The organism is Pseudomonas sp. LBUM1658, from assembly GCF_059716055.1.
In genome coordinates, this window is the sequence record NZ_CP166798.1 from 3,108,829 (window position 1) to 3,128,785 (window position 19,957).

20 protein-coding genes and 6 pseudogenes are annotated in these 19,957 nt (G+C 52.4%); 15 read left to right on the forward strand and 11 right to left on the reverse strand.

Translation table 11 applies throughout. The features are described from left to right. Positions 1–140 precede the first annotated feature (140 nt). Both ACA064_RS14175 and ACA064_RS14180 read right to left on the reverse strand, forming a co-directional pair. Entirely contained in the window at positions 141–1,064 is a 924-nt protein-coding gene (locus tag ACA064_RS14175) for a LysR substrate-binding domain-containing protein (protein ID WP_497673911.1), read from the reverse strand. 455 nt (positions 1,065–1,519) lie between these two features. Then, positions 1,520–1,972, reverse strand: coding sequence for a helix-turn-helix domain-containing protein (locus ACA064_RS14180; RefSeq protein WP_497673912.1), 453 nt, complete (start codon positions 1,970–1,972; stop codon positions 1,520–1,522). A 289-nt stretch (positions 1,973–2,261) separates the two neighbouring features. Between ACA064_RS14180 and ACA064_RS14185 the strand changes: the two genes are divergently transcribed. From ACA064_RS14185 to ACA064_RS14205, 5 genes are all read left to right on the forward strand, one after another. Then, positions 2,262–2,990 carry a metallophosphoesterase gene (locus tag ACA064_RS14185; RefSeq protein WP_497673913.1) on the forward strand — a complete coding sequence of 243 codons (729 nt, stop codon included), beginning with the start codon at positions 2,262–2,264 and terminating at the stop codon, positions 2,988–2,990. 783 nt (positions 2,991–3,773) lie between these two features. Further along, positions 3,774–4,127, forward strand: coding sequence for a hypothetical protein (locus ACA064_RS14190; RefSeq protein ID WP_497673914.1), 354 nt, complete (start codon positions 3,774–3,776; stop codon positions 4,125–4,127). Further along, complete coding sequence (locus ACA064_RS14195; protein WP_497673915.1) at positions 4,124–4,528, forward strand: DUF6957 family protein; 405 nt, start codon at positions 4,124–4,126, stop codon at positions 4,526–4,528. The genes ACA064_RS14190 and ACA064_RS14195 overlap by 4 nt, the downstream gene beginning before the upstream one ends. 95 nt (positions 4,529–4,623) lie before the next feature. Further along, complete coding sequence (locus ACA064_RS14200) at positions 4,624–5,022, forward strand: DUF6957 family protein (RefSeq protein ID WP_497673916.1); 399 nt, start codon at positions 4,624–4,626, stop codon at positions 5,020–5,022. Between the two features lie 28 nt (positions 5,023–5,050). Beyond that, positions 5,051–5,431 carry a hypothetical protein gene (locus tag ACA064_RS14205; protein WP_497673917.1) on the forward strand — a complete coding sequence of 127 codons (381 nt, stop codon included), beginning with the start codon at positions 5,051–5,053 and terminating at the stop codon, positions 5,429–5,431. A 245-nt stretch (positions 5,432–5,676) separates the two neighbouring features. On the opposite strand, the gene ACA064_RS14210 is transcribed toward ACA064_RS14205, so the two are convergent. Next, a complete protein-coding gene (locus ACA064_RS14210) occupies positions 5,677–6,090 on the reverse strand; it encodes a hypothetical protein (RefSeq protein WP_497673918.1) in 414 nt (137 codons plus the stop codon). Next, positions 6,087–6,449 carry a hypothetical protein gene (locus tag ACA064_RS14215; RefSeq protein WP_497673919.1) on the reverse strand — a complete coding sequence of 121 codons (363 nt, stop codon included), beginning with the start codon at positions 6,447–6,449 and terminating at the stop codon, positions 6,087–6,089. Before ACA064_RS14215 ends, ACA064_RS14210 begins: the two co-directional genes overlap by 4 nt. A 120-nt stretch (positions 6,450–6,569) precedes the next feature. On the opposite strand from ACA064_RS14215, the gene ACA064_RS14220 reads away from it, so the two are divergent. The 4 genes and pseudogenes from ACA064_RS14220 to ACA064_RS14235 all read left to right on the forward strand — a co-directional run. Next, positions 6,570–6,980: a hypothetical protein gene (locus ACA064_RS14220; RefSeq protein WP_497673920.1), complete on the forward strand. Its 411-nt coding sequence runs from the start codon at positions 6,570–6,572 to the stop codon at positions 6,978–6,980. 162 nt (positions 6,981–7,142) lie between these two features. Then, positions 7,143–7,232: pseudogene (locus tag ACA064_RS14225) on the forward strand (peptidase S24); the annotation flags it as partial. Beyond that, positions 7,216–7,471, forward strand: a pseudogene (locus ACA064_RS14230) (Y-family DNA polymerase); the annotation flags it as partial. The pseudogenes ACA064_RS14225 and ACA064_RS14230, both read left to right, overlap by 17 nt. Before the next feature lie 127 nt (positions 7,472–7,598). Continuing rightward, positions 7,599–7,808: pseudogene (locus tag ACA064_RS14235) on the forward strand (S24 family peptidase); the annotation flags it as partial. Between the two features lie 173 nt (positions 7,809–7,981). Here ACA064_RS14235 and phaZ read toward each other — a convergent pair. The 4 genes and pseudogenes from phaZ to ACA064_RS14255 form a co-directional block, all read right to left on the reverse strand. Beyond that, positions 7,982–8,788, reverse strand: a complete 807-nt coding sequence (gene phaZ, locus ACA064_RS14240; protein ID WP_497673921.1) for a poly(3-hydroxyalkanoate) depolymerase — start codon at positions 8,786–8,788, stop codon at positions 7,982–7,984. A 79-nt stretch (positions 8,789–8,867) separates the two neighbouring features. After that, positions 8,868–9,241: pseudogene (locus tag ACA064_RS14245) on the reverse strand (manganese catalase family protein); the annotation flags it as partial. Positions 9,242–9,578: 337 nt separating this feature from the next. Further along, on the reverse strand, positions 9,579–9,746 hold the full coding sequence (locus ACA064_RS14250; RefSeq protein ID WP_497673922.1) for a hypothetical protein: 168 nt from the start codon (positions 9,744–9,746) through the stop codon (positions 9,579–9,581). Positions 9,747–10,658: 912 nt separating this feature from the next. Continuing rightward, a pseudogene (locus tag ACA064_RS14255) lies at positions 10,659–10,967 on the reverse strand (hypothetical protein); the annotation flags it as partial. Positions 10,968–11,412: 445 nt separating this feature from the next. Here ACA064_RS14255 and ACA064_RS14260 point away from each other — a divergent pair. Continuing rightward, the gene (locus tag ACA064_RS14260; RefSeq protein ID WP_497673923.1) at positions 11,413–11,778 is read left to right on the forward strand and encodes a histone-like nucleoid-structuring protein, MvaT/MvaU family; all 366 of its coding nucleotides are present in this window, start codon (positions 11,413–11,415) and stop codon (positions 11,776–11,778) included. Between the two features lie 92 nt (positions 11,779–11,870). Here the strand turns inward: ACA064_RS14260 and ACA064_RS14265 are convergent, their stop codons facing one another. After that, on the reverse strand, positions 11,871–12,764 hold the full coding sequence (locus ACA064_RS14265; RefSeq protein WP_497673924.1) for a LysR family transcriptional regulator: 894 nt from the start codon (positions 12,762–12,764) through the stop codon (positions 11,871–11,873). A 100-nt stretch (positions 12,765–12,864) separates the two neighbouring features. Here ACA064_RS14265 and ACA064_RS14270 point away from each other — a divergent pair, with 100 nt between their 5' ends. The 4 genes and pseudogenes from ACA064_RS14270 to ACA064_RS14285 all read left to right on the forward strand — a co-directional run bounded on the left by ACA064_RS14270 (position 12,865) and on the right by ACA064_RS14285 (position 16,401). Beyond that, complete coding sequence (locus ACA064_RS14270; RefSeq protein ID WP_497673925.1) at positions 12,865–14,007, forward strand: alpha/beta hydrolase; 1,143 nt, start codon at positions 12,865–12,867, stop codon at positions 14,005–14,007. Between the two features lie 46 nt (positions 14,008–14,053). After that, positions 14,054–15,277 carry an MFS transporter gene (locus ACA064_RS14275; protein WP_497673926.1) on the forward strand — a complete coding sequence of 408 codons (1,224 nt, stop codon included), beginning with the start codon at positions 14,054–14,056 and terminating at the stop codon, positions 15,275–15,277. 96 nt (positions 15,278–15,373) lie between these two features. Next, positions 15,374–15,454 (forward strand): annotated as a pseudogene (locus ACA064_RS14280) (transcriptional regulator); the annotation flags it as partial. Positions 15,455–15,705: 251 nt separating this feature from the next. Continuing rightward, complete coding sequence (locus ACA064_RS14285) at positions 15,706–16,401, forward strand: VIT1/CCC1 transporter family protein (protein WP_415767586.1); 696 nt, start codon at positions 15,706–15,708, stop codon at positions 16,399–16,401. A 769-nt stretch (positions 16,402–17,170) separates the two neighbouring features. Here the strand turns inward: ACA064_RS14285 and alaE are convergent. Further along, positions 17,171–17,635 carry an L-alanine exporter AlaE gene (gene alaE, locus ACA064_RS14290; protein ID WP_497673927.1) on the reverse strand — a complete coding sequence of 155 codons (465 nt, stop codon included), beginning with the start codon at positions 17,633–17,635 and terminating at the stop codon, positions 17,171–17,173. Between the two features lie 305 nt (positions 17,636–17,940). On the opposite strand from alaE, the gene ACA064_RS14295 reads away from it, so the two are divergent. Then, complete coding sequence (locus tag ACA064_RS14295; protein ID WP_497673928.1) at positions 17,941–18,306, forward strand: histone-like nucleoid-structuring protein, MvaT/MvaU family; 366 nt, start codon at positions 17,941–17,943, stop codon at positions 18,304–18,306. A 203-nt stretch (positions 18,307–18,509) separates the two neighbouring features. Here ACA064_RS14295 and ACA064_RS14300 read toward each other — a convergent pair whose 3' ends face one another. Next, positions 18,510–19,925: an amino acid permease gene (locus tag ACA064_RS14300; protein WP_497673929.1), complete on the reverse strand. Its 1,416-nt coding sequence runs from the start codon at positions 19,923–19,925 to the stop codon at positions 18,510–18,512. Between the last annotated feature and the right edge of the window lie 32 nt (positions 19,926–19,957).

Consider the following 19,957-nt stretch of genomic DNA (forward strand, 5'->3'; position numbering starts at 1 on the left):
GTCCTGGAGAGGCTCATCGAGGAAGTCAGGGGTGCCGATGGCATCGAGCTTCTGGAAATACGCTTCGCAGCAACTCAAGCACCCACTCGTCGTTCAAGGCGCGGCTGCAGCCATCGGGCTGGCCTGTCCGGTGATCCCCATTAAAGGGTGCGATTTCCACACTGATTGAAGGCCTGCTCAAGATGATCCAGCCATGCCCGAATTGCGGGTAGCACACCGCGTCGATGTGGGTAGGCAGCCTGTAGCCAGGCCGGTGGGCAGTGCCAATCAGGTAGCAGGCGTACTAACGCGCCACTAGCAAGTTCATCTTCGCAATACATCATCGGTAGTACCGTGAACCCCAAGCCGGCCAAGGCAGCTTCTTTGCGCATTTCGAAATCCTCCACGCCTAGCCGCGCGGGCATTGCCAACTCGAAGCGTTCGCCTTTTGAATTGTGCAAGCGAGTACGGGCAAGACGATCGGAGTCAAGAGCACCAAGGAAAGGCAATGTAGTCAGCTCTCTTGGGTGGCTAAGGTTGTTCGCTTTAGCAAATATGGGAGAGGCCACCACTTCAGTGTGGGCTTCTCGCAGGCGACGGGTCACGAGATTTGGCTCTTCGTCGCCGGTCTCCCGTACCCGTAGTGCAACGTCAATACCTTCGTTGATCAAGTCGACGCGACGATTAACCAAGAGCAAATCCAGTTGTACCTGCGGGTATTGCAGCAGAAAGTCTCGTACAAGCGGAGTAAGAAAGTGACTAGCTAAGCCTACTGGACTGCTAACCCGTAGCGGCCCTCGTGGCTCAGCTGTAACGCTAGCGACCACCTCGTCGGCCAACTCGGCCTCCAGCAGCATGGCCTGGCAGTGGCGCAGATAGCGCTCGCCCAGTGTGGTGAGTTGCATCTTGCGAGTCGTGCGTTGTAGCAGTCTGGCGTTCAGACGCGCCTCAAGCTCTGAGATGCGTCGCGACAGTCGGGATTTAGGTACTCCCAAAAGGCGTCCGGCGGCCGCGAATCCTCCGGCTTCGACGACTTTGGCGAAATAAAATAGATCGTTCAGATTCTTGGGATCGCCGACTGCCACTTGAATAAAAACCTATCCGAATCAGTAGGGTGGTGATAGTACGATGAAAAGGGGACTTCCCATTCAGAATTCCAAGTATGAAATCAAATAACGACGATATGGCGACCGGCTCCCGTAGATTCTACTTCGATCGAACTTCACGCGTTACGCTACGCGACCAGATCAATCATTACCATAATCAGGCTCATACTCCATCTCGCGCTCAATTTTGACTGAGTAAATCGACTCCAGTCCTAGTGCTTCAATCATCCGTGCTGGCTAGATGGAGCGAACAGAAGGGGCAGATGAGCTCCTCACCTTCAAATTCAATATCAACGACTTCCCAGACGCCGCTTTCGTCGGTTTCCCGTAGTGAGTGCGTTGTTGGTGCGCAAGCCAGTTGGTATTAAATCATGGCAGACTGCAGTCGATAGGAGAAGGAGCCCTACGTCCGATCACTCCTCTCGAATCAGCCGCTATCTGTTTTTCAGATGCTTAGTGACAGTGGACTTCGAAACCTCAAGACGCCTAGCAACCTCAGCTTGTGAATGGCCCTCATCCATCAGCTCAATTATCTTGCGTTTCAATTCAGCTGCTTCTGCAACAACCGGGTGTACCGTTTGAGCAGGGCTAGAGGGGATTCTGGCGTCGAGCAGATTCGACGACTCAAGGTCGTCCTGGATACGGCTGAGGATTTCGCGTGGGGATTGTCCGCGCTCGACAGCGTACACAATTGTCAGCAGAGACATGGGATCTAATCGAAGCGCTTCTGCAAGCTCTTGGCTGATCTCCAGAGTCACCGAGTTTTCACCCGCCTCAAGACGACTGATGTAGGACTGATCAGTCTGAATAGCGATGTCTTTCTGCGAGAGCTTTCGTTGGGCTCTCAAAAATTGCAAAGCAGAAGCAAACGCAGTGCGAATCGACATGAGGTGTTCCCGGTAAACGGAACTGTATGTCGGATTTGCCTTGTTCGAGGCAAATGCATATAGTCATACGCATCGAACGATTCGGGTTCAGTTGCTACTGCTGGCTAAGGTAGGGTGGAAAGGAATATCACCTTCACCACGCCTGCGCGAATAGCGAATGGAGTCGGACAAATGCCCTTTTCAATATAGAGCTAATTCGAATTTGAGACCTTTTTTGTCCCTAGTCGATGCAAGCCTGCGAAGCCTCGCGTCTACCTGATCCCGATCCGACTTTTGATATGGGCGAAATATGAAAATCCAGATTTACTCAGATCTGCACAACGAATTCGCCCTATTCGAATCTCCAATGATTGGCGCAAATCTGGTGATCCTGGCCGGTGACATCGACGTCCAATCCCGAGGTGTGAAATGGGCGAACGAGACCTTCAGCTGCCCCGTAATTTATTGCGCGGGGAATCACGAATTTTACAAAGGCCACATCGACCACACCCTGAGCAAAATGCGAGACGTTGCCGCACCGCATGTGCATGTCCTGGAAAACCAGGTTTGGATTTGCAACCAAACGCGTTTTTTGGTCACAACGGGCTGGACGGATTTTTCATCAACCGGAGACGTCGTCGCCGCGACCATGACATGCGGACAATGGATGAACGACTTCCGGGCGATCAGAGCTGAAGAGCGCTTCCGCCGACTGCGACCAGCAGACGTGATTGGGCGAAACCGTATTGCTTTTGACTTCCTGCTGCACGAGCTCGCTAAGCGGTTTGACGGTAAGACGGTGGTTGTTACGCATCATTGTCCGATCCCAGAGGTTGCCGGCGAGAAGCATGACGGCCATTTGAACGCTGCATATTCCAACAGGTGGCACTCGCTCCTTGAGATGGCGGATTTTTGGATTTTCGGACATACGCATCACTTGATCGATGTTGAGCTGAGCGGGTGCCGGCTCATCTCAAATCCACGGGGTTACCCTCGGGAAGAGACGGGCTTCATTGCGGACTTCACCATTGAAATCTGATCGTTAACCCTTTGCTGAATGGACGGATAACTAGGGTGTACAGGATCAAAACCTATGGCACAGAGCTGTCCGATTTCAGGATGCACAGGTTGCCGACAGTCATAGAACGAGCGCGAGCTGCCATACCTGATCCAAGGGTCGTGGGGTTCCTGCTGTGTGCGTTGGAGCGAACTCCGCTGATGACAGGTCTGCTCTTCTGCGACCGGCAGAGGAATTTCCCGGAAGGTTTACCAGTACACACTCCACCTATCACTGATCGATTCTGGCGCGAGGGTTACGAACTTGTAGTCACACAGGGAGGTGGTGTCTATGTCGTCGCGCACTGGCTTCATGAGAACGGAGCTCTAGACCGTTTCGACAGAGTTCACTAAAGCTGTTTTTGGGCGCCGTTCTCTAACTAGAAATTCCGAGAGCAACAGGAAAAGAAATGGGTATCCCACGAAGTATTTCGGATGCACAAAAAATTGATTTTGGCGTCCCGGTCACTGGCTACTTGTGCTGCGCCGAATTTAAGCCGCCATGCCTGATCGGCATCGTTTTCATAGATGAGCGTGGTCGGTTCAGGGACGGGGGAAAGATCCGTACATCTCGTATCGAGAAAGTCTTTGTGCTCAAAGGGTATCTAGTGTGTGAGACGCTCAGCAGCAGTCGTTATGTAGTTTGCCATTGGTTGTACGAGAACGGGGCTACTCCCACCGACTATGTTCACTGACAGTTGAGGAGATGTGTGATGAGTGAGCTAGTGGCTGACGATCCACGATCGCCCGAAGGCGGTAATCGCTGATGTGGTTCTGGAGATCAAAGCCCCTCAGTGATCGAGACCGCGCGATTTCGGAATCCATCAAAGCCCTCAAGACACTGCGGGTTCAAAATGGGTGCGTGTCGATCGATCCCAGCGAAGTGATTGGCCAGCCCGGGTACCTGCAGCAGCGGGCGCAAGCTGGCGCCATAGTGCGCGGTAGTCCGCGTGATATTGCAGCTGCTGAGGCCTCGTGGGTCGCCCTGGAAGACTTCGATATTGAGGAGCTCTCTACCCTGATCGCTCGTCATCTCATAAAGTCTCGTCGGGCGGGTTTTTCAATGGACGAAGCCATAGCCGCATTGCGCCCGGTGCTAAGCACTGGAGGGACTAAATGAGCGCGATACTGTGGGAGCTGGAAGACTTGCTCTATGGCGGCGGCGAGCCAATGAACGGCTTCAGCGGAGAGATCTGGGAAGCTGAGGTCGAGGCGCTTTTGAGCTTTCCCGACAAGCCATTTTGCTTAGTGAGAGATTGGCGAATCATCGAAATAGAAGTCGACGACGCATACCGGAAATCGTTGGCGGAAGATGGACTCATGCCTTTCGTACTCTACGCCCGCAGCGTAGTGATGCACAGCACAGGAAAACGGCAGCCAAACGACTGGGTACGCAGCACATTTCAACGATCGCTGACTCGTGGCTACGTGTTTGAAAGCGTAAATACAGCGTATGTGCTTATCGGGCGTGGTGCGCGAAAGAAGGGCAGCGGTAGGGCGGTTTGGTCGATCGGTAGATGAGGCTACCTACCCATTACAAGGGAATACTCGCAGAAAGCTTGTGCTTGGACGGCTTTTGAGTTGGCGCTGCGCATGAATAGTATTAGGCAGGTAGTGTGAAAACTGAATTGATTGTAGATGTACTTTATGGCCCGGCGCGAACGCTGGGCGGCTCAAGACTGAGCGACGACGAGTTGATCAGACTAGCCAGCGATGAATTTGAAGGCAGATCGTTCTGCGTTGTCAGGGAATGGATGATCATCGATGTAATGCTTCCTGAGCCACATGAGCAGTCGATAAAAAATCAGGGCCTACAGCCCGCGATACTGTATGCACATAGGGCTGTGTTCGACAGCGAAGCTCGATTTTCAGCTGGCGAGAGCGTCATTACGAGCTACCAGCAAAGCTTTGAAGGCTGCTTTTTTGAAAGCAAAGACACGCTCTACATCCTAGCCGGTCGCGGCTCAAGAAAGCACGCGAGTTTGCCTGCTGTCCTGGCGCTAGAGGCATATTAGAAAGCTGAAACGAGAGCATTGGAATCATATGACTGATGACCTGTTGCCCGTTATGCGGGAGCGCTATCCGGAGTTTTTTTCCAATACGCATCTTCGCGAAATAGCGTGTTTGCCAGGCTGGCTGAATCTGATAGATGAGCTGTGCCAAACATTGAAAATTCACTTGAATGCTCATCCCGGCGTGCCTCAAATACAAGTGCTCCAGGTCAAGGAAAAATACGGGGGGTTGCGCTTCTATTATTCAGGTGGTGATACAGCTTGTCGTGAAGCGGTAGCCACGGCAGAGGAGCGGTCACTGTCAATGTGCGAGGTTTGCGGACAGGCCGGGAGTTTAGTGGGGGAGCGTTGGTTCAGCGTACGATGCCTTGACCACATTAGCTGGTCAGCCACAGCAGATGATAGTCGATGAACGTGGGGGGCGAGCTGATTGCCTGAAGCAAATGGATGCAGAGGAAATCTCCCAAAGGCCAAACTGCGCACCGACTCCTAATCAGCCTAACCTGGGCCCCCATCGTCGCGAAGGTGATCGATCAACGCCTCGCGAAGAGCCTCCAAAGTGGCTTGCACGCGACGATTCTCTCTCGGATCATCACCAGTTGGCATAAAGCTCTCATGCCTCAACAACGATTCTGAATCGTTGTGTTCAAATCAAATTCAATCATTCTTGCAACGCTCCCTGTGGGCGGCAAGGTGCTGCATCTCGTGTACCCAACCCCGAAGAAAGCGGCGCCAGTCGTGGGCATAGCTGCCTTCTCGCAAACGAGTCGAAAGCGCACTGGCGGCCTCAAATCTCATTCGCCACGGTTGAGGGATGTGCTGGTCAAGTACGATCACGAAATGATAGCCATCGGCTCCTTCGAATTGAGTTTCCGAGACAGATTCGCGCAGCTCATCAATCGTCATAGAGCATGCATCCCCAATCGGGTGCTCCCGATCATGGCGATCAATGTCATCGAGCGCAGCCATATGCGGTCTCGCCTCTTCAGCACCAGGTTGTAGGCGTTCAAGTCCCCACAACGCTTCCCTGCGTGCGCGCTCGCGCTGCCAAAGGGCTTTTAGATCAGTCATCCGTGTCTCTGCCACAGTAAAAACGTACTCTTTATAAATTGATTCAGCTCAGGAGATGCCCAGCTTACGTCAACGGAGCTAGGGCCGTCAGCCAATCCAAAAGTGGGCATTAGTGGAGAAGGATCGAGGAGCGGGAAGGGCAGCCCTGGAACTCCTGGATGGCCCCACTTGGCCATGCGGTATTTCCCATTTGCCGTCTCAAAAAAAATATGTTTTTTTTTGCCCTTGAAATTTTTTTTGAAAAACGGAGCTTTATATTTGAGGACAACAAAAAAGCGGAGATCTTTAAAGCACCTGGATGTCACGTCTAAAGCGCGAGAAATGAGGTTGTTGCTTTTTGCATTTGCTTGTTCTTTCACGGTTCTGTGTCGAATGCATGCCCAAGGCTTAACCTGGGGTGGTGCAGCAGTCGCTCTTCGCTGAAAGCGGCTGCTTTTCATTTTGTTTTCAAACGACAATCCAATTTTTAAAAAATACCGGTGTCGGACAATCTTTTCGCGAGATCGCGCGCGCTGCAAGTGCTGGAGGAGGTGAAGGACAGTGAACTCGAATCGAAAGTGTGGCGATCGGTGCAGCAGGCATTTGATACCGCTACGTTTGCACAACTGATTGAACAGGCAGTCGACAGCTTCAAGAGACTCCCGGGACTCGACCCTCTCGTGCGACTGCATGCGTCGGACATCGGCCAGCCAGGTATTCAGGTCTTGCGGGATGTGCTGGGGCGGCGTGGTATCAACGCTGGATCCTTGGAATATGCTCTTGGCTATGTCGAACTGAGATCTCGTTTAAAAGAGCACTTACGTTGTCAGCTTCAGTGGCATCTCGTGGAAAGGGGGCTTGCAGTCGATCAAATGAAAGAGGATCAACTCGGCAGAGATTTAGGCCTGTAGGAAAAGTACCCCACGTCGCATTCGACATTAATGTTTGGGTCGTGAGCGCCAGGGTAGACAAAGCGACAGCTTTGGCAATGTTGCAATCGTGCCCCACTATCCATTCACAATATGATCCACCTTTCGAAATTCCCCGCGTTCGAGATTGACCGCAAGCGGGGTTATCCACCTCGCTACATCCTAGAGGGTGATGAACTGATCATCTGGGGCGTGGTGACGTTCAGTGTGCGCGCTCATGACCCCAAAGCCTGAGTCCGTCTTTGCGCTGATCGACAGCTTCTATGCTAGCTGCGAGCGAGTGTTCCGACCTGACCTGGTCACCTATCGTGGTGCTATCGAACAACGACGGCTGTGTGAGCGCCCATAGCGCTGATAGCAAGCCGTACGTAAATATGGGTGAGCCATACTTCCAGATCAAACAGAAACTGAAGCAGCACCGCCTCGTGGCGTTCTCATCGAACTATGCGCTATACGGTGATATGAGCCAGCAACAGGGAGTGCTCCGAGCAAAACGCCCGCACGTATCTACCCCTGTCGCCCGTGATGAGTCTTTATTTGACCGCAAACTCGTTTCGGCGGTTTACTGTACGAACATACATTATTCGGCGTATTTGTATCATGGTCACTATCCTTGGGCCGCTAACCAGCAGCGGCGTTCCGCTCCCGTTTTATTCTTACCTTGTTCCAGCGGGTTTGCCCTCACCCGCAGCGGATCACCTTGAGCAAAAGGTCTCGTTAGACGAGCTCCTGGATTTTCGGGCGCCACATGTTTACCTCGTACGCATCGACGGCGACAGCATGGTTGGTGCCGGTGTTTTTTCCAAAGACTAGCCGTGTTGAAAAGAGATAGATCGAAGGAAATTCCGCTCATATTTTTTACCCATCAAGGGTTAGTGTGTTTTTAAAACCCGTGCGCCGCCATGAGAAACTGCCCATCATGAACACTTTTGTGCGTAGGCTTCAGCGGGTAATTAGGAATAACGATTTTAAGGCCTAAAGAGTCAAAGTAAAAACTCATTAATGATAGGGGCTACGTTGGGTAAGTCCGTAAGAAAAAACAAGTGCCCGTCATCAAACACATGCAATTCTGCATTAGCAATTTGATCAGATAATCGTTCCATATTATACAATGGAATGATTGGATCATCGCTACCTGCCAACACTAGCGTAGGCTGGACTATTTGGTTCAGCCAGAAAGCGCTAGACCAGCATGCAATGGCCATCATTTGATAGCTGTAGCCAGTAGTAACTTCGTAAGGTGATTTATCTGCACACATTTCCTTGGCGTGCAAAGATGCCAGCTTCTTGTCGTACCGGAACTTGCCTCCGTAAAGTGCAGGTGCAATGCTAGCGGCATATTCAGGGTCGGTATAACGGCGCGGACTGGCCATCAATCCCAACACTTTGTAATCTGGTAGGATAGACATCAATCCACATGATGTGGCTGCGAGTATAAGCTTCTTACACCGTTGTGGATAATCAAAAGCAAATTGTTGCGCTAAGAATCCACCCCAAGAAAGGCCAATGATGTTAACTTGCTCATGTCCTAAGTGATCAAGGATTTTCGTTACGGTTTTAGCAAGGCCAGAGAAAGTGTAAGTAAGACTTGGCATAGATGAGCCACCTACACCGGGAACGTCAAATGCTATGACTTCTAGATCAGGGTGCATTGAATTAACAATGGGCAGGACTAGCTCAAGGCCAGACCCAATTCCATTGAATATCATAAGGGGAGTTGTATTTGGTAGCCCTGTGCGTACACCTACACGGATGGTCTGGCCATTGATATGTATTTTTTTAATATCCATTCCTAAACTCCTGCTTAGACAAATTTTAATAGCAATTTATGACCTGAATTGAAGACCCAGGTGACGCAGCAAAGATTCAAGCGGAGTTAGTAAGGGGTGCGCCGGCCCTGTACAGCAGGCTGGTGATGTGCGAATCGTTACTAGCCCCGTTGATGGCGCGATACAACTCGGCCTCTTCTTCCACACCTTGTGCCGTGCGCCCCTTGGTGCCCTTGTTAAGCAACACGATGATCGACCCTACGATCTCAAGGTGACTGAGTTCTTCGATGGCAATGTCCATCAGCAAATCCTTCCTTCCCGCATCATCTTCGGCCAATGCATGGGTGAAGTATTCGGTGGCTGCGGCCAACTCGCCTGGGCTCCACCATATTGTTCAAGTAAAAGGTTCGACAACCCAGGATTGGGTTGGGCCAAGCGCACGGTGTATTGAAGTCGTTTGTTATGTAGGAACATGACGAATCTCCTCAGGCCTAAAAGGGGGTCGCTACTCATTTGGTGATTGACTGAATTCGCCGCCCACTGTCATCTGAAGGTGATGCCCGTCCAAAAATTCTATAAAGTTTTGCCGCTCGCGACAGGCGGTATTTAACGGTGTGAATTGTGCTGAATTGTGGTCGGTCGTCGGACATTGATTCAATCGATTGAAACTTTTACCTGCTCGTCGATCTCAACCGCTATCGCGAACGTTTAGAGGTTAATTCTGCCGACTGAAATCAAACATAATCGCTTAATTCATTCGTGCGGTTAATATCATCCCATCAATGGAGGTGCCGCCATACTCAATTCAAATCTACTCCCGCCAATGAAGTAAATGCACCGGCTCACCCGGTGCCCAAAGCTGATACTTCGACATCACAGTCATGAACGCTTCCGCTTCGACGCGCAGGTATTCGACCTCCTCTGTCGGTTTCACGCCTTTGGTTTCCTTGTAATCCGTAATGCCTGCAGAGTCTTCCACACCAACTGCTCCCCTGCGACGATCTTCTCGTCAAGATCTTCCATGCAATCCTCCAATCCTAATCATTTGGTGAAGCCACATTAAAGGCGCTTCGACTAGAATTTGGTGCCAACCGCTCGCCCTTTGCAATCTCATAGGTGGGGTGACGCTCGCCCAGCGCAGTGAAATAAGTATCAGAGGATCTATACATTGTTGTTGTTCTCCTGGCCGAAAATGGCATTACAACTCTAGCAAGATAATGCGCAATAACCGTGCCATTTGCTGACTTTAAATAAATTCTTTTATTTCAATAAGTTAATTTTTTTCTCGTGTCACCAGACCATGCAATTTGCAATGACCGGGCTATATCAGAAGGTTTTATGCATTAAAAAGGAATTGCGGTCAGTCCTCCCTGCGCAAGTGGCCCGATGTCCCCTTGAGGACGTTAGCGCGGCATTACAGACCGCAGCATCCGGGGACGCAAAGTTCTCGACCGCACCGCAGGGATGTCTTGGAACCAGCCTAATTTCCAGGTGCCAAGGTTGGCACCGCGTCTGCGTTGCACAATCAGTCTGGGCTGTATGAGAACCTTTGGGAGACTCGTCAAGGCGGTAGCGCTTCAGATACGAGGTGCTGAGCATGTCAGTAGCTATTTGTTGCCGCTTCTCAAGCCATGCCGGAAGTTAGGGAGTCCGTGGATGGCCGATAACCGAACAAGTCCAATGGGCCCGGAAGCATTCATATCGCCTATCCATTTAATGGCGACTCCGCAACGGCGGGGAACGGCATCATCCCGGCGCTGCCTACCTTCGCGATCCAGTCGGAAACAGGATCGCTGTCTTCTTTAAAGGTTGAGCGGCGTTCACCGAGCGAGCGGAACTGTTTCGGTTCACCTCGCCGCGATAACGGAGTGGATTTAGGTGGGCTGATGGTGTTTAAGGAGGTATACCACTGAGCGTAAGGTGAATTGGCGACCTGGCACCTATTGAAGTCAGGGCTGCCGTCACTCCAACACACGGGCCCTCGCTCCCAAAGCGCTACCTTGGCTGTTTGAACGCGTGCCCTGGCTGTCTTTAACTGCACAGGATCGCCGGAGGCTTTCGTTGCCTTTACCTCACGACGCGCAGCCATGAGTTCGTCGACGAGGCGTTGCCGGGCATCCTCATTCAGCGAGGGGTTGGTGCAACGCCACAGCTGCCCTTTGACTACAAAGTAGCGACCATCAGGTGTCGTCGGATATATGTCGCAAACGCCTCCGAGGGCCGGGGTTGGCTCGTACTGTACCGCTACCGGCGCCGCAAGAACGGTCTTGGCTCGCAGTCTATACAAGACCGACGAACGACAGGATAACCAGGACGATCACCACTGCCCCAACGATGTAGATGATATTGTTCATAAAACGACCTCTCTATCTCAACAGGATGTACGACACCAAGGTGTCTAATACAAATGACACCTTGGCTCCCAGTTCCGTTCCGCAAACCTGTTTCAGAGGCCGCGCCATCACACCAATGTTCCGTTGCGGTTTTATGAACTTTCTCTCGTCGCCAGATGTTGATTGATGGACGTTTGCTCAAGTGCAAATCCTGCAACGGATGCGACTTAATGAGCAAAGTAAACACACTTACTTCATCCAAATCGGAGTTTTTGGTGTAACGTTAGGGTAACAATCACGGAGAGATATCCCATGTCCAAACTTGCAGAATTTCGCCAGCTTGAAAAACACTTGGCCGAGCAGCTCCAAGCGCTTGAAGCCCTTAAGGGTGATGCTGACCTTAAGCAAGAAATCGAATTCGAAACCAAGCTTCGTGAGCTTCTTGCACAGTACGGTTACGGCTTGAAGAACGTGATCAACTTACTTGACCCACAGGCCGGTCGTCGCGCACCAGCTGCCTCGTCTGCTGTTGTCACTCGCAAGCCTCGCCAAGTGAAGGTCTACAAAAACCCGCATACCGGCGAAGTGGTGGAAACCAAAGGCGGCAATCACAAAACACTGAAGGAATGGAAAGCGGAATACGGCTCGGACACCGTTGAGTCTTGGCTCGCCAAGTGATTTTGGTTTGAGTACAAAAGGGCCTTTCGGGGCCTTTTTTTGTTTGAAGCGGAGTGAAGGCCGTTAGGGGAGATTCTGAGCAAACTGCATTCTCAGCCTCTGTATTTCAACGCTTCAACCAATGCAGAAAAAGCGGGAGATGTTTGCCGTCTGTTGGGATAATACAGATGGTAGCCTTCAAACTTGGGGCACCAATCAGCCAGGATTTCTATGAGTCGGCCATCAGCCAGATAAGGCGCAACCAGTTCTTCTGGTACATAGGCCAAGCCAATACTATCTATTGAAGCATTTAGGACATGCATGATGCTGTTGAATACGAGCTGTCCGTCTGCTTTGACGGTAAAAGCCTGGCCATTTTTTTCAAACTCCCATGCGTAAATGGCACCTGATGGTCTGTGTCGGATGTTGACGCAGGCATGGCTGGTCAGCTCATGGGGTGTCGTCGGTGCTGCGTTCCGTTCGAAATACGCTGGAGAACCCACCACAGCCAGCCGCCAGTCCGGCCCTATACGAACGGCAATCATGTCCTTGCTGATCGATTCACCCATGCGAATGCCGGCATCGAACCGCTCTTCGACGACATTGGTGAACCCGTAGTCCACGTAGAACTCCAGCGTGATATCTGGAAAGTCTTTCAAAAATCCCGCGAGCATCGGCCGTATGCATAACTCAATCTGATCGTCAGTGCAGGTGATGCGAATCGTGCCCCTCGGCGTGTCCCGCAGCTCACCTAGCGCCTCAAGTTCAGCAGTGATCTGATCGAAAAGCGGGGCAATTGAACGCATCAATTTCTCTCCCGCTTCTGTCGGCGACACATTGCGCGTCGTGCGGGCCAGCAATCGCACACCCAGCCTCTCTTCAAGTGCCCGGATCGTATGGCTCAAGGCGGATGGGGTGATACCCAGCTTCGCGGCAGCCTTGGTAAAACTCTGGTCGCGCGCCACAGCCAGAAAGGCCTGAAGATCATTTACTTTGGTATTAGCCATTGCTGAGGTTTTCTCACAACTACATCAAGATTATGCCTACTAATCATGCTCTCGCGAATCCGTCAAGATCTGCCACCTAATCTCCAACGGAGCACCGACGATGAGCGAGACACCTGACATCAGCCTTGAAGCTGCAGAGACCTTGACCAGTCCCGGCGCCGATCGCCGCGAGTTCGTGAAGGCCGCCGCAGTCAGCATTGCTGCTCTGGGCGTCCTCACCGTTGCACGAAGCTCTGCCTTTGCGGCGGACTTGCAGATCGCTTCGAACATACCGGAAGGTGCTGACAATTTTTACAAGAGCGACAAGGTGACCGTGCGGAGGGTGACCTTCAAAAATCAGTACAGCCTGCAGATCGTTGGGAATCTTGTTACGCCGAAAAATCTGGCACAAAGCGGTAAAGCTCCTGCGGTTATCGTGGGTCATCCAATGGGCGCGGTCAAAGAGCAAAGCTCCATGCTCTATGCGCAAAAACTGGCGGAACAAGGCTTTGTCACGTTGGCGATTGACTTGCCTTTCTGGGGTGAAAGCGAGGGCCAACCTCGCAACCTGGTCGCTCCCGAACTGTATGCGGACGCGTTCAGTGCCGCCGTTGACTATCTTGGCACACGGGATTTCATTGACCGCACCAATATCGGCGTACTGGGCATCTGTGGCAGTGGCGGCTTTGCCATCAGTGCCGCCAAGATGGATCCGCGTCTGAAAGCCGTCGCTACCGTCAGCATGTACGACATGGGTGCAGTCACCCGTAATGGCTTGGGACACTCACTGACTGTGGAGCAACGCGAAGCCATGCTCGCTAAAGCAGCGGAGCAACGCGATGACGAGTTCGCCACCGGGAAAATGCACTTTCTGAATTATTTGCCCGCGCAGCCTGGTAAAGATACCGACCCTGTCACACGTGAGTTCTGGGACTTTTACCGCACACCGCGTGGCATCCATATCCCTCAGGGGAGAACGCTTGAGCTGACGCAAAATCGGTCGTTGACCAGTGAAGTCAGATTCGTGAACTTCTATCCGCTCAACGATATCGAGACGATTTCCCCACGCCCGCTGCTGTTCATCGCCGGCGATCAGGCGCATTCCAAAGAGTTCAGCGAAGACGCCTACCAGCGTGCTGCCGAGCCTAAGGAATTGGCATGGGTATCCGGGGCCGGTCACGTCGATCTTTACGACCGCGTGAACCTGATCCCTTGGAGCAAGCTCACTTCGTTCTTTACCCGGCATCTGACGGCGGTTGGGTAACCCCGCTAGCGCTTTGGCAGACAATTTTTTGATGAGTGACTATTGAATGACAACTCAAGTATTTGAGCCACCAGCAGGCGATACTCTCGGCCCACCGAAGACCGGGGAACGCCCGGCTTATTGGAGCGGTATTTTTGCAATGACCCTATGCGTGTTCGCGTTGATCGCCTCAGAGTTCATGCCTGTCAGTTTGCTCACACCGATTGCCACGGATCTTCAAATCAGTGAAGGACTGGCCGGCTATGGTATCGCCATCTCCGGTGCCTTCGCCGTGTTGACCAGTCTTTCGATTTCAACGCTCGCAGGATCGATGAACCGCAAAACCTTATTGCTGCTGCTGACCGGGCTTATGTGCGTGTCGGGGTTGGTCGTCGGTTTGGCTCCCAACTATCTGGTGTACATGATCGGCCGTGCGCTGATCGGTGTAGTGATCGGTGGGTTCTGGTCGATGTCGGCGGCAATGGCGATGCGGCTGGTTCCGACCAGTAGCGTGCCCAAGGCACTCGCGATCTTCAACAGCGGAAATGCGCTAGCGACTGTGGTGGCCGCGCCGCTGGGAAGCTATCTTGGGGGTGTCATCGGCTGGCGGGGCGCATTCTTCTGTCTGATGCCGGTAGCACTCATAGCACTGGTGTGGCAGTGGATCAGCCTGCCGTCAATGAAGGCCGAACCGCGCAAGGTTGGCTCCGGCAATGTTTTTCGGTTGTTCAGGAGTCGGTTGGTCACATTCGGCATGTTGGGGGTGGGTGCCTTCTTCATGGGGCAGTTCGTGTTGTTCACCTATGTGCGCCCATTCCTGGAAACCGTAACCCGCGTGGATGTCTCCATGCTGTCGATGATTTTGTTGGTGATCGGCGTCGCAGGCTTCCTTGGCACCATGTTGATTGGTACGTTCCTGAAGATTGGCATGTACCGTACCTTGGTTTGCATTCCGGTATTGATGGCCGCAATTGCATTGGCTTTGATCATCTCGGGTGGCGGAGTGGTGGCGGCTTTTGTATTACTGGGAATGTGGGGCTTGGTGGCTACGGCAGCACCCGTGGGCTGGTGGGCGTGGTTAGCCAAAGCATTGCCCAAGGACGCTGAAGCCGGTGGTGGCCTGATGGTGGCTGTGATTCAGCTATCCATCGCACTGGGCTCGACCATTGGCGGCATCCTGTTTGATGGTAGCGGCTATCGCATCACCTTCTTCGCCAGTGCTGCTTTGTTATTACTCGCTGCTGTGTTGGCCTTGCTGACCTCACGAGCGCAAATGGAACAGGCTGCTTAGGTTTGCCGCCATCGCAAGAAAACCATTTATGGGACTGTGCGAACGACCGCTTCGGGAGGTTTCGAGTAGTCGTGCATGTGAACAGTGCCTTGGAACCAAGGTGGCAACCACAAGACGCTCAAAGAATGGAAAGCGAAATATGGTTCTGACACCGTGGAATCGTGGCTGAGCAAGTGAATTCGGTTTGAGTACAAAAGGGCCCTTCGAGGGCCCTTTTTTGTTAAACACGATGTACTATCGTAATGGCTTTTTGCCGTGATCGGTATGTTCTGGGGCATGCTGGCAGCGTAAAGCATCTTTCTGAAATTTAATCGGTTGATTCAGTCATTACCGGTGATTGGATCTCCGTTCATCAACATGAATCTCACGGTGCTCATGACGCCAGAGTGACCCGACCTAATGCAATTTTTCACACGGAGAATTCCAGAATGGCAGCGCATCATAAAGAGAAACACTCAATAGACAACATTGGTTGGCTGCGCGCTGCCGTATTGGGGGCCAATGACGGAATCGTTTCAACTTCAAGTCTGATTCTGGGCGTAGCCGCCTCTCACGCAACTCACAACAGCATCCTTATAGCGGGTGTCTCTGCTCTCGTCGCCGGTGCTATGTCGATGGCTACCGGAGAGTACGTTTCCGTGCAGTCCCAAGCCGACACGGAAGCGGCTGCCCTAGAGACGGAGCGAATTGAGATTCAGGAAAATCCGAAGGGCGAGAATCGTGAACTGACAGGAATTTATGTTGAGCGAGGACTTGAGGTGCCGCTTGCAAAAGAAGTCGCGACTAAACTAATGGATCACGACGCCTTGGGGGCGCATGCCCGAGATGAGTTGGGAATCACCGATGCGATGAGTGCAAAGCCATTACAGGCTGCTCTTGCATCTGCGCTAAGCTTTGCCGTAGGTGCGGCACTACCATTACTCGTGGTCGTAGTAGTTCCACAAGAACATCTCATCCCAGTCATCGTCGTCGCGTCGTTGGTCTTCCTTGCTATCCTTGGCGGCTTGGCGGCCAAGGTCGGCGGGGCGAATATTAAAAATGGGGTTTTACGTGTGACTTTTTGGAGTGCGCTTTCGATGGCGGTGGCAGCAGGAGTCGGTACCCTGTTGGGAACCACAGTATAAAACCCGGAGCGGGTTCCAGAATTAAATTCTTGATGGTGAGAGTGGGCCTTTATACAAGGATGGAACAGGGTTTATATATTTGAAGGCAAGAGAAAAGCAGCGCTGCCCGCACACACCTTTATCCGATAGGATGCCGCCGGTTTTTTCTTCTGTTTTCTTTAGCTTTTTAATCCCACAGGATTGAAAGCTGGAACAGAAGCTGAAACTGAAACGCAGGCCTTGGGGGCCCAAGGGGAATCGCATTACTTACAGCCGTGGGCTGCTGCTTATGCTTTGAATACAAAATACCGTCAATTTTTTCAAAAAAATCCACATATTGCTATTCATCGGTTTTATTTCGTTTTTTACCATTATATGTTGTGTTTTCGGCGGGTGGGGTAATGTGAGAATCAAGTGGAGCTAGAGTCAGAGCTGGAAGCGACGGTCTGGGCAGTAGCATTGCGTGCCTACGGTGCATCGCTTCATCAGGTACTTGGGCAAGCGTTGGCGCAATACAAAAGACAACCTGGGTTGGACGAGCTGACGCGCTTGCACTCGAGCACAGGGGGTCAAGCTGGCGTCCGCGCACTTGGTTGTGCTCTCTCCAAAGAGATGCCGAACTGGGGCGATCGGCACCGTGACGACTACATCGAGATCCGGCGCTGGCTTCGTTGGCATATTGCCCGTCACCTGCACCTACCTGAACTACACGCCAAGAGCGATAAGGGCAATAGCGTCCACTTATTTTAAAGCGGACGTCATCGCCCTCACCGAAGCCACAAAATGGCTATCACATGTTCAACGACATTGGCTTTTCTCCTCCGTCCGGGAGGCCGAAACGACCTCTGACGAAGTTCAGGAAAGCTCCATATGGTCGTCCCAGAGTTAGCATAATTACCGTCACACCAAGCGATCCATACAGCAGTTCTTCGCCGTTAGCCCCGCAGATTGCCAATATGGCTGCATAGATTGGTACCTGGAAGCTTACGAGAGCGAGCGAGTCCCACAAGATATGGGAACTTCGACTCGTGCTGGAAAATCTCATGAACCAGTCTCGCCAAAGCCCATATGGGCGGCCAGTCAGAACCATAAGCCCGGCACCTAGAAGTCGGGTATGAAGCACCTGCTCCCAAGCCATCCCCGCAATGAGCCGCTCGTTAAGGATGCCTGTAACGGTAAAAAATAGGATCAACGCGAGAGTATCCGCAGCGAAAGATCGCCACCTATCGCTTCGATCTTCAGTTGAATAAGACAAATCGCTTACCTCCTGCCTCGTTTAGAGCGCTATGTCCGAAGAACTGGGCTTCAAGCCCCGATCCCAATTCGCTGTGAAAGTCGCCAGGTATTTTTGAATAATAGTGGTGACCTACACCCATGTGCGGAACAGATGCCCCCTCATTTCGCTCAGCGTTCCAAGATATTTTCTCGCATTGCTGCGCACCACAAGTTGCCGGTCGATGACGTTGGTCATCGGCATGCGCCAGATTCGGCCAACCCCCTGGAAGTCGGCATTTTCTGTTTTTGATGTACCGTTAGAGCGTTACTCAGAAGAGGTTTCCCGTGTCCAAACTCGCAGAATTCCGCCAACTCGAAAAACACCTAGCCGAGCAGCTCCAAGCGCTTGAAGCCCTTAAGGGTGACGCTGGCCTCAAGAAGGAAATTGAATTCGAAACCAAGCTGCGTGAGCTGCTTGCTCAGTACGGTTACAGCCTGCAGAACGTGATCAACCTGCTCGATCCACAGGCCGGTCGTCGCGCACCAGCTACCGCGTCCAAAGCCGGCACTCGCAAGCCACGCCAGGTAAAGGTCTACAAAAACCCGAATACCGGCGAAGTGGTGGAAACCAAAGGCGGCAACCACAAAACGCTGAAGGAATGGAAAGCCGAATACGGTTCTGACACCGTGGAGTCTTGGCTGGCCCAGTGATTTTGGTTTGAGTACAAAAGGGCCGCAAGATACGTTGAGAGTCCACCAACGATGTACTTAGCCGAGCCGTCCATCCGTAGAGCTGGCCGTCAGTAAAACTTGACGGCCTTCGCTTGCAACTCTTCAACCTGCAGGCGCCCCACAAATGCCACGTCGCTCAAGCGCGTTTTACTGCGTCGGCACCTAAAGGTGGCAGGTGAACATCAGCTGTACTGATTTGCCGAACCAGCAGCGGATTTTAGCTTTCTGGAATGGGTCAGCTGATAAGCAATTGCCAACCAAATGAACCACCCTGGCATGACCAGTAAGGCAATACGAGTGTCAGGTCTTAATGCCAGCAGGCAGAGAACAAACCCCAGGAACGCCAAGGAGAACCAGGCCATCGGCACGCCGCCAGGCATCTTGTAGGCCGATTTCGCATGCAGGTCGGGCCGGCTTTTTCGATAGGCAATGTACGACGCGAGGATGGTCGACCAAGTGAAAATCACCAGGATCGCCGACACGGTAGAAACTATGGTGAACGCGGTCATGACTTCCGGAACGATGAACAGCAACAGTACACCCACCAACATCAACAGTGTCGTGAACGCCAGGCTTAGCAAGGGGACGCTACTGCTCGATAAGCGCCGAAAAATCCCCGGAGCATTGTCGTGATTGGCCAGTCCAAACAGCATGCGACTGGATGAAAATACGCCACTGTTGGCCGATGAGGCGGCAGACGTCAGCACCACAAAGTTGACGATACCTGCTGCTGCGGGAAACCCTGCAACCAGAAACAGTTCGACGAAGGGGCTCTTGTTGGGCGAAACCTGTTGCCAGGAAGTCACCGCAATAATGCAGGCCAGTGCCAACACATAAAACAGGATGATTCTCAGCGGAATCGAGTTGATGGCTTTAGGCAAGGTCTTCTCGGGGGAGCGGGTTTCCGCGGCTGCGATGCCGATCAACTCGGTGCCGGCAAATGAGAAGATGGCCATCTGGAAACCGGCGAAGAAACCGAACAAGCCGTTAGGGAAGGTTGCCTGTTTATCCAGCAGGTGGCTCAGGGATGCCGTGACGCCATTGGGTGAGACAAAGGAGCTGGCAATCAGCACCATGCTGACGCCAATCAGGGTGACGACGGCAACGATCTTGATGATCGCGAACCAGAACTCTACTTCACCGAAAAGCCGGACGGTCAGCACATTTAAGGCGAACAGCGTCATTAGCATACCGATGGCCGGTATCCAGGCGGGTACATCGGGGAACCAATACTGAAAAAATCCGCCGACCACTACTGCATCGCCAATCACCGCGACGCTCCAGCTCAACCAGTACGACCAGCCGAGGAAGAACGCCGCGCGTGGGCCGAGGTAGGCTCCGGCAAAATCCGCGAAACTTTTGAAGTTCAAGTTGGAAAGCAGCAGCTCGCCCATGGCGCGCATAACGAAGTAGACGAACAGACCGATGATCATATAGATGAGGATGATCGACGTGCCGGAGAGGGCGATGATCTTCCCGGAACCCATGAACAGGCCTGTACCGATGGCACCTCCCATGGCCATTAACTGAATGTGACGATTGCTGAGCGTACGCTGCAGCGCGGGCTGTTCAACCCGCTCGGACGGAGTCGATTTCATTACAAAACCTCTTGATTTTATGTTTTTGAGTT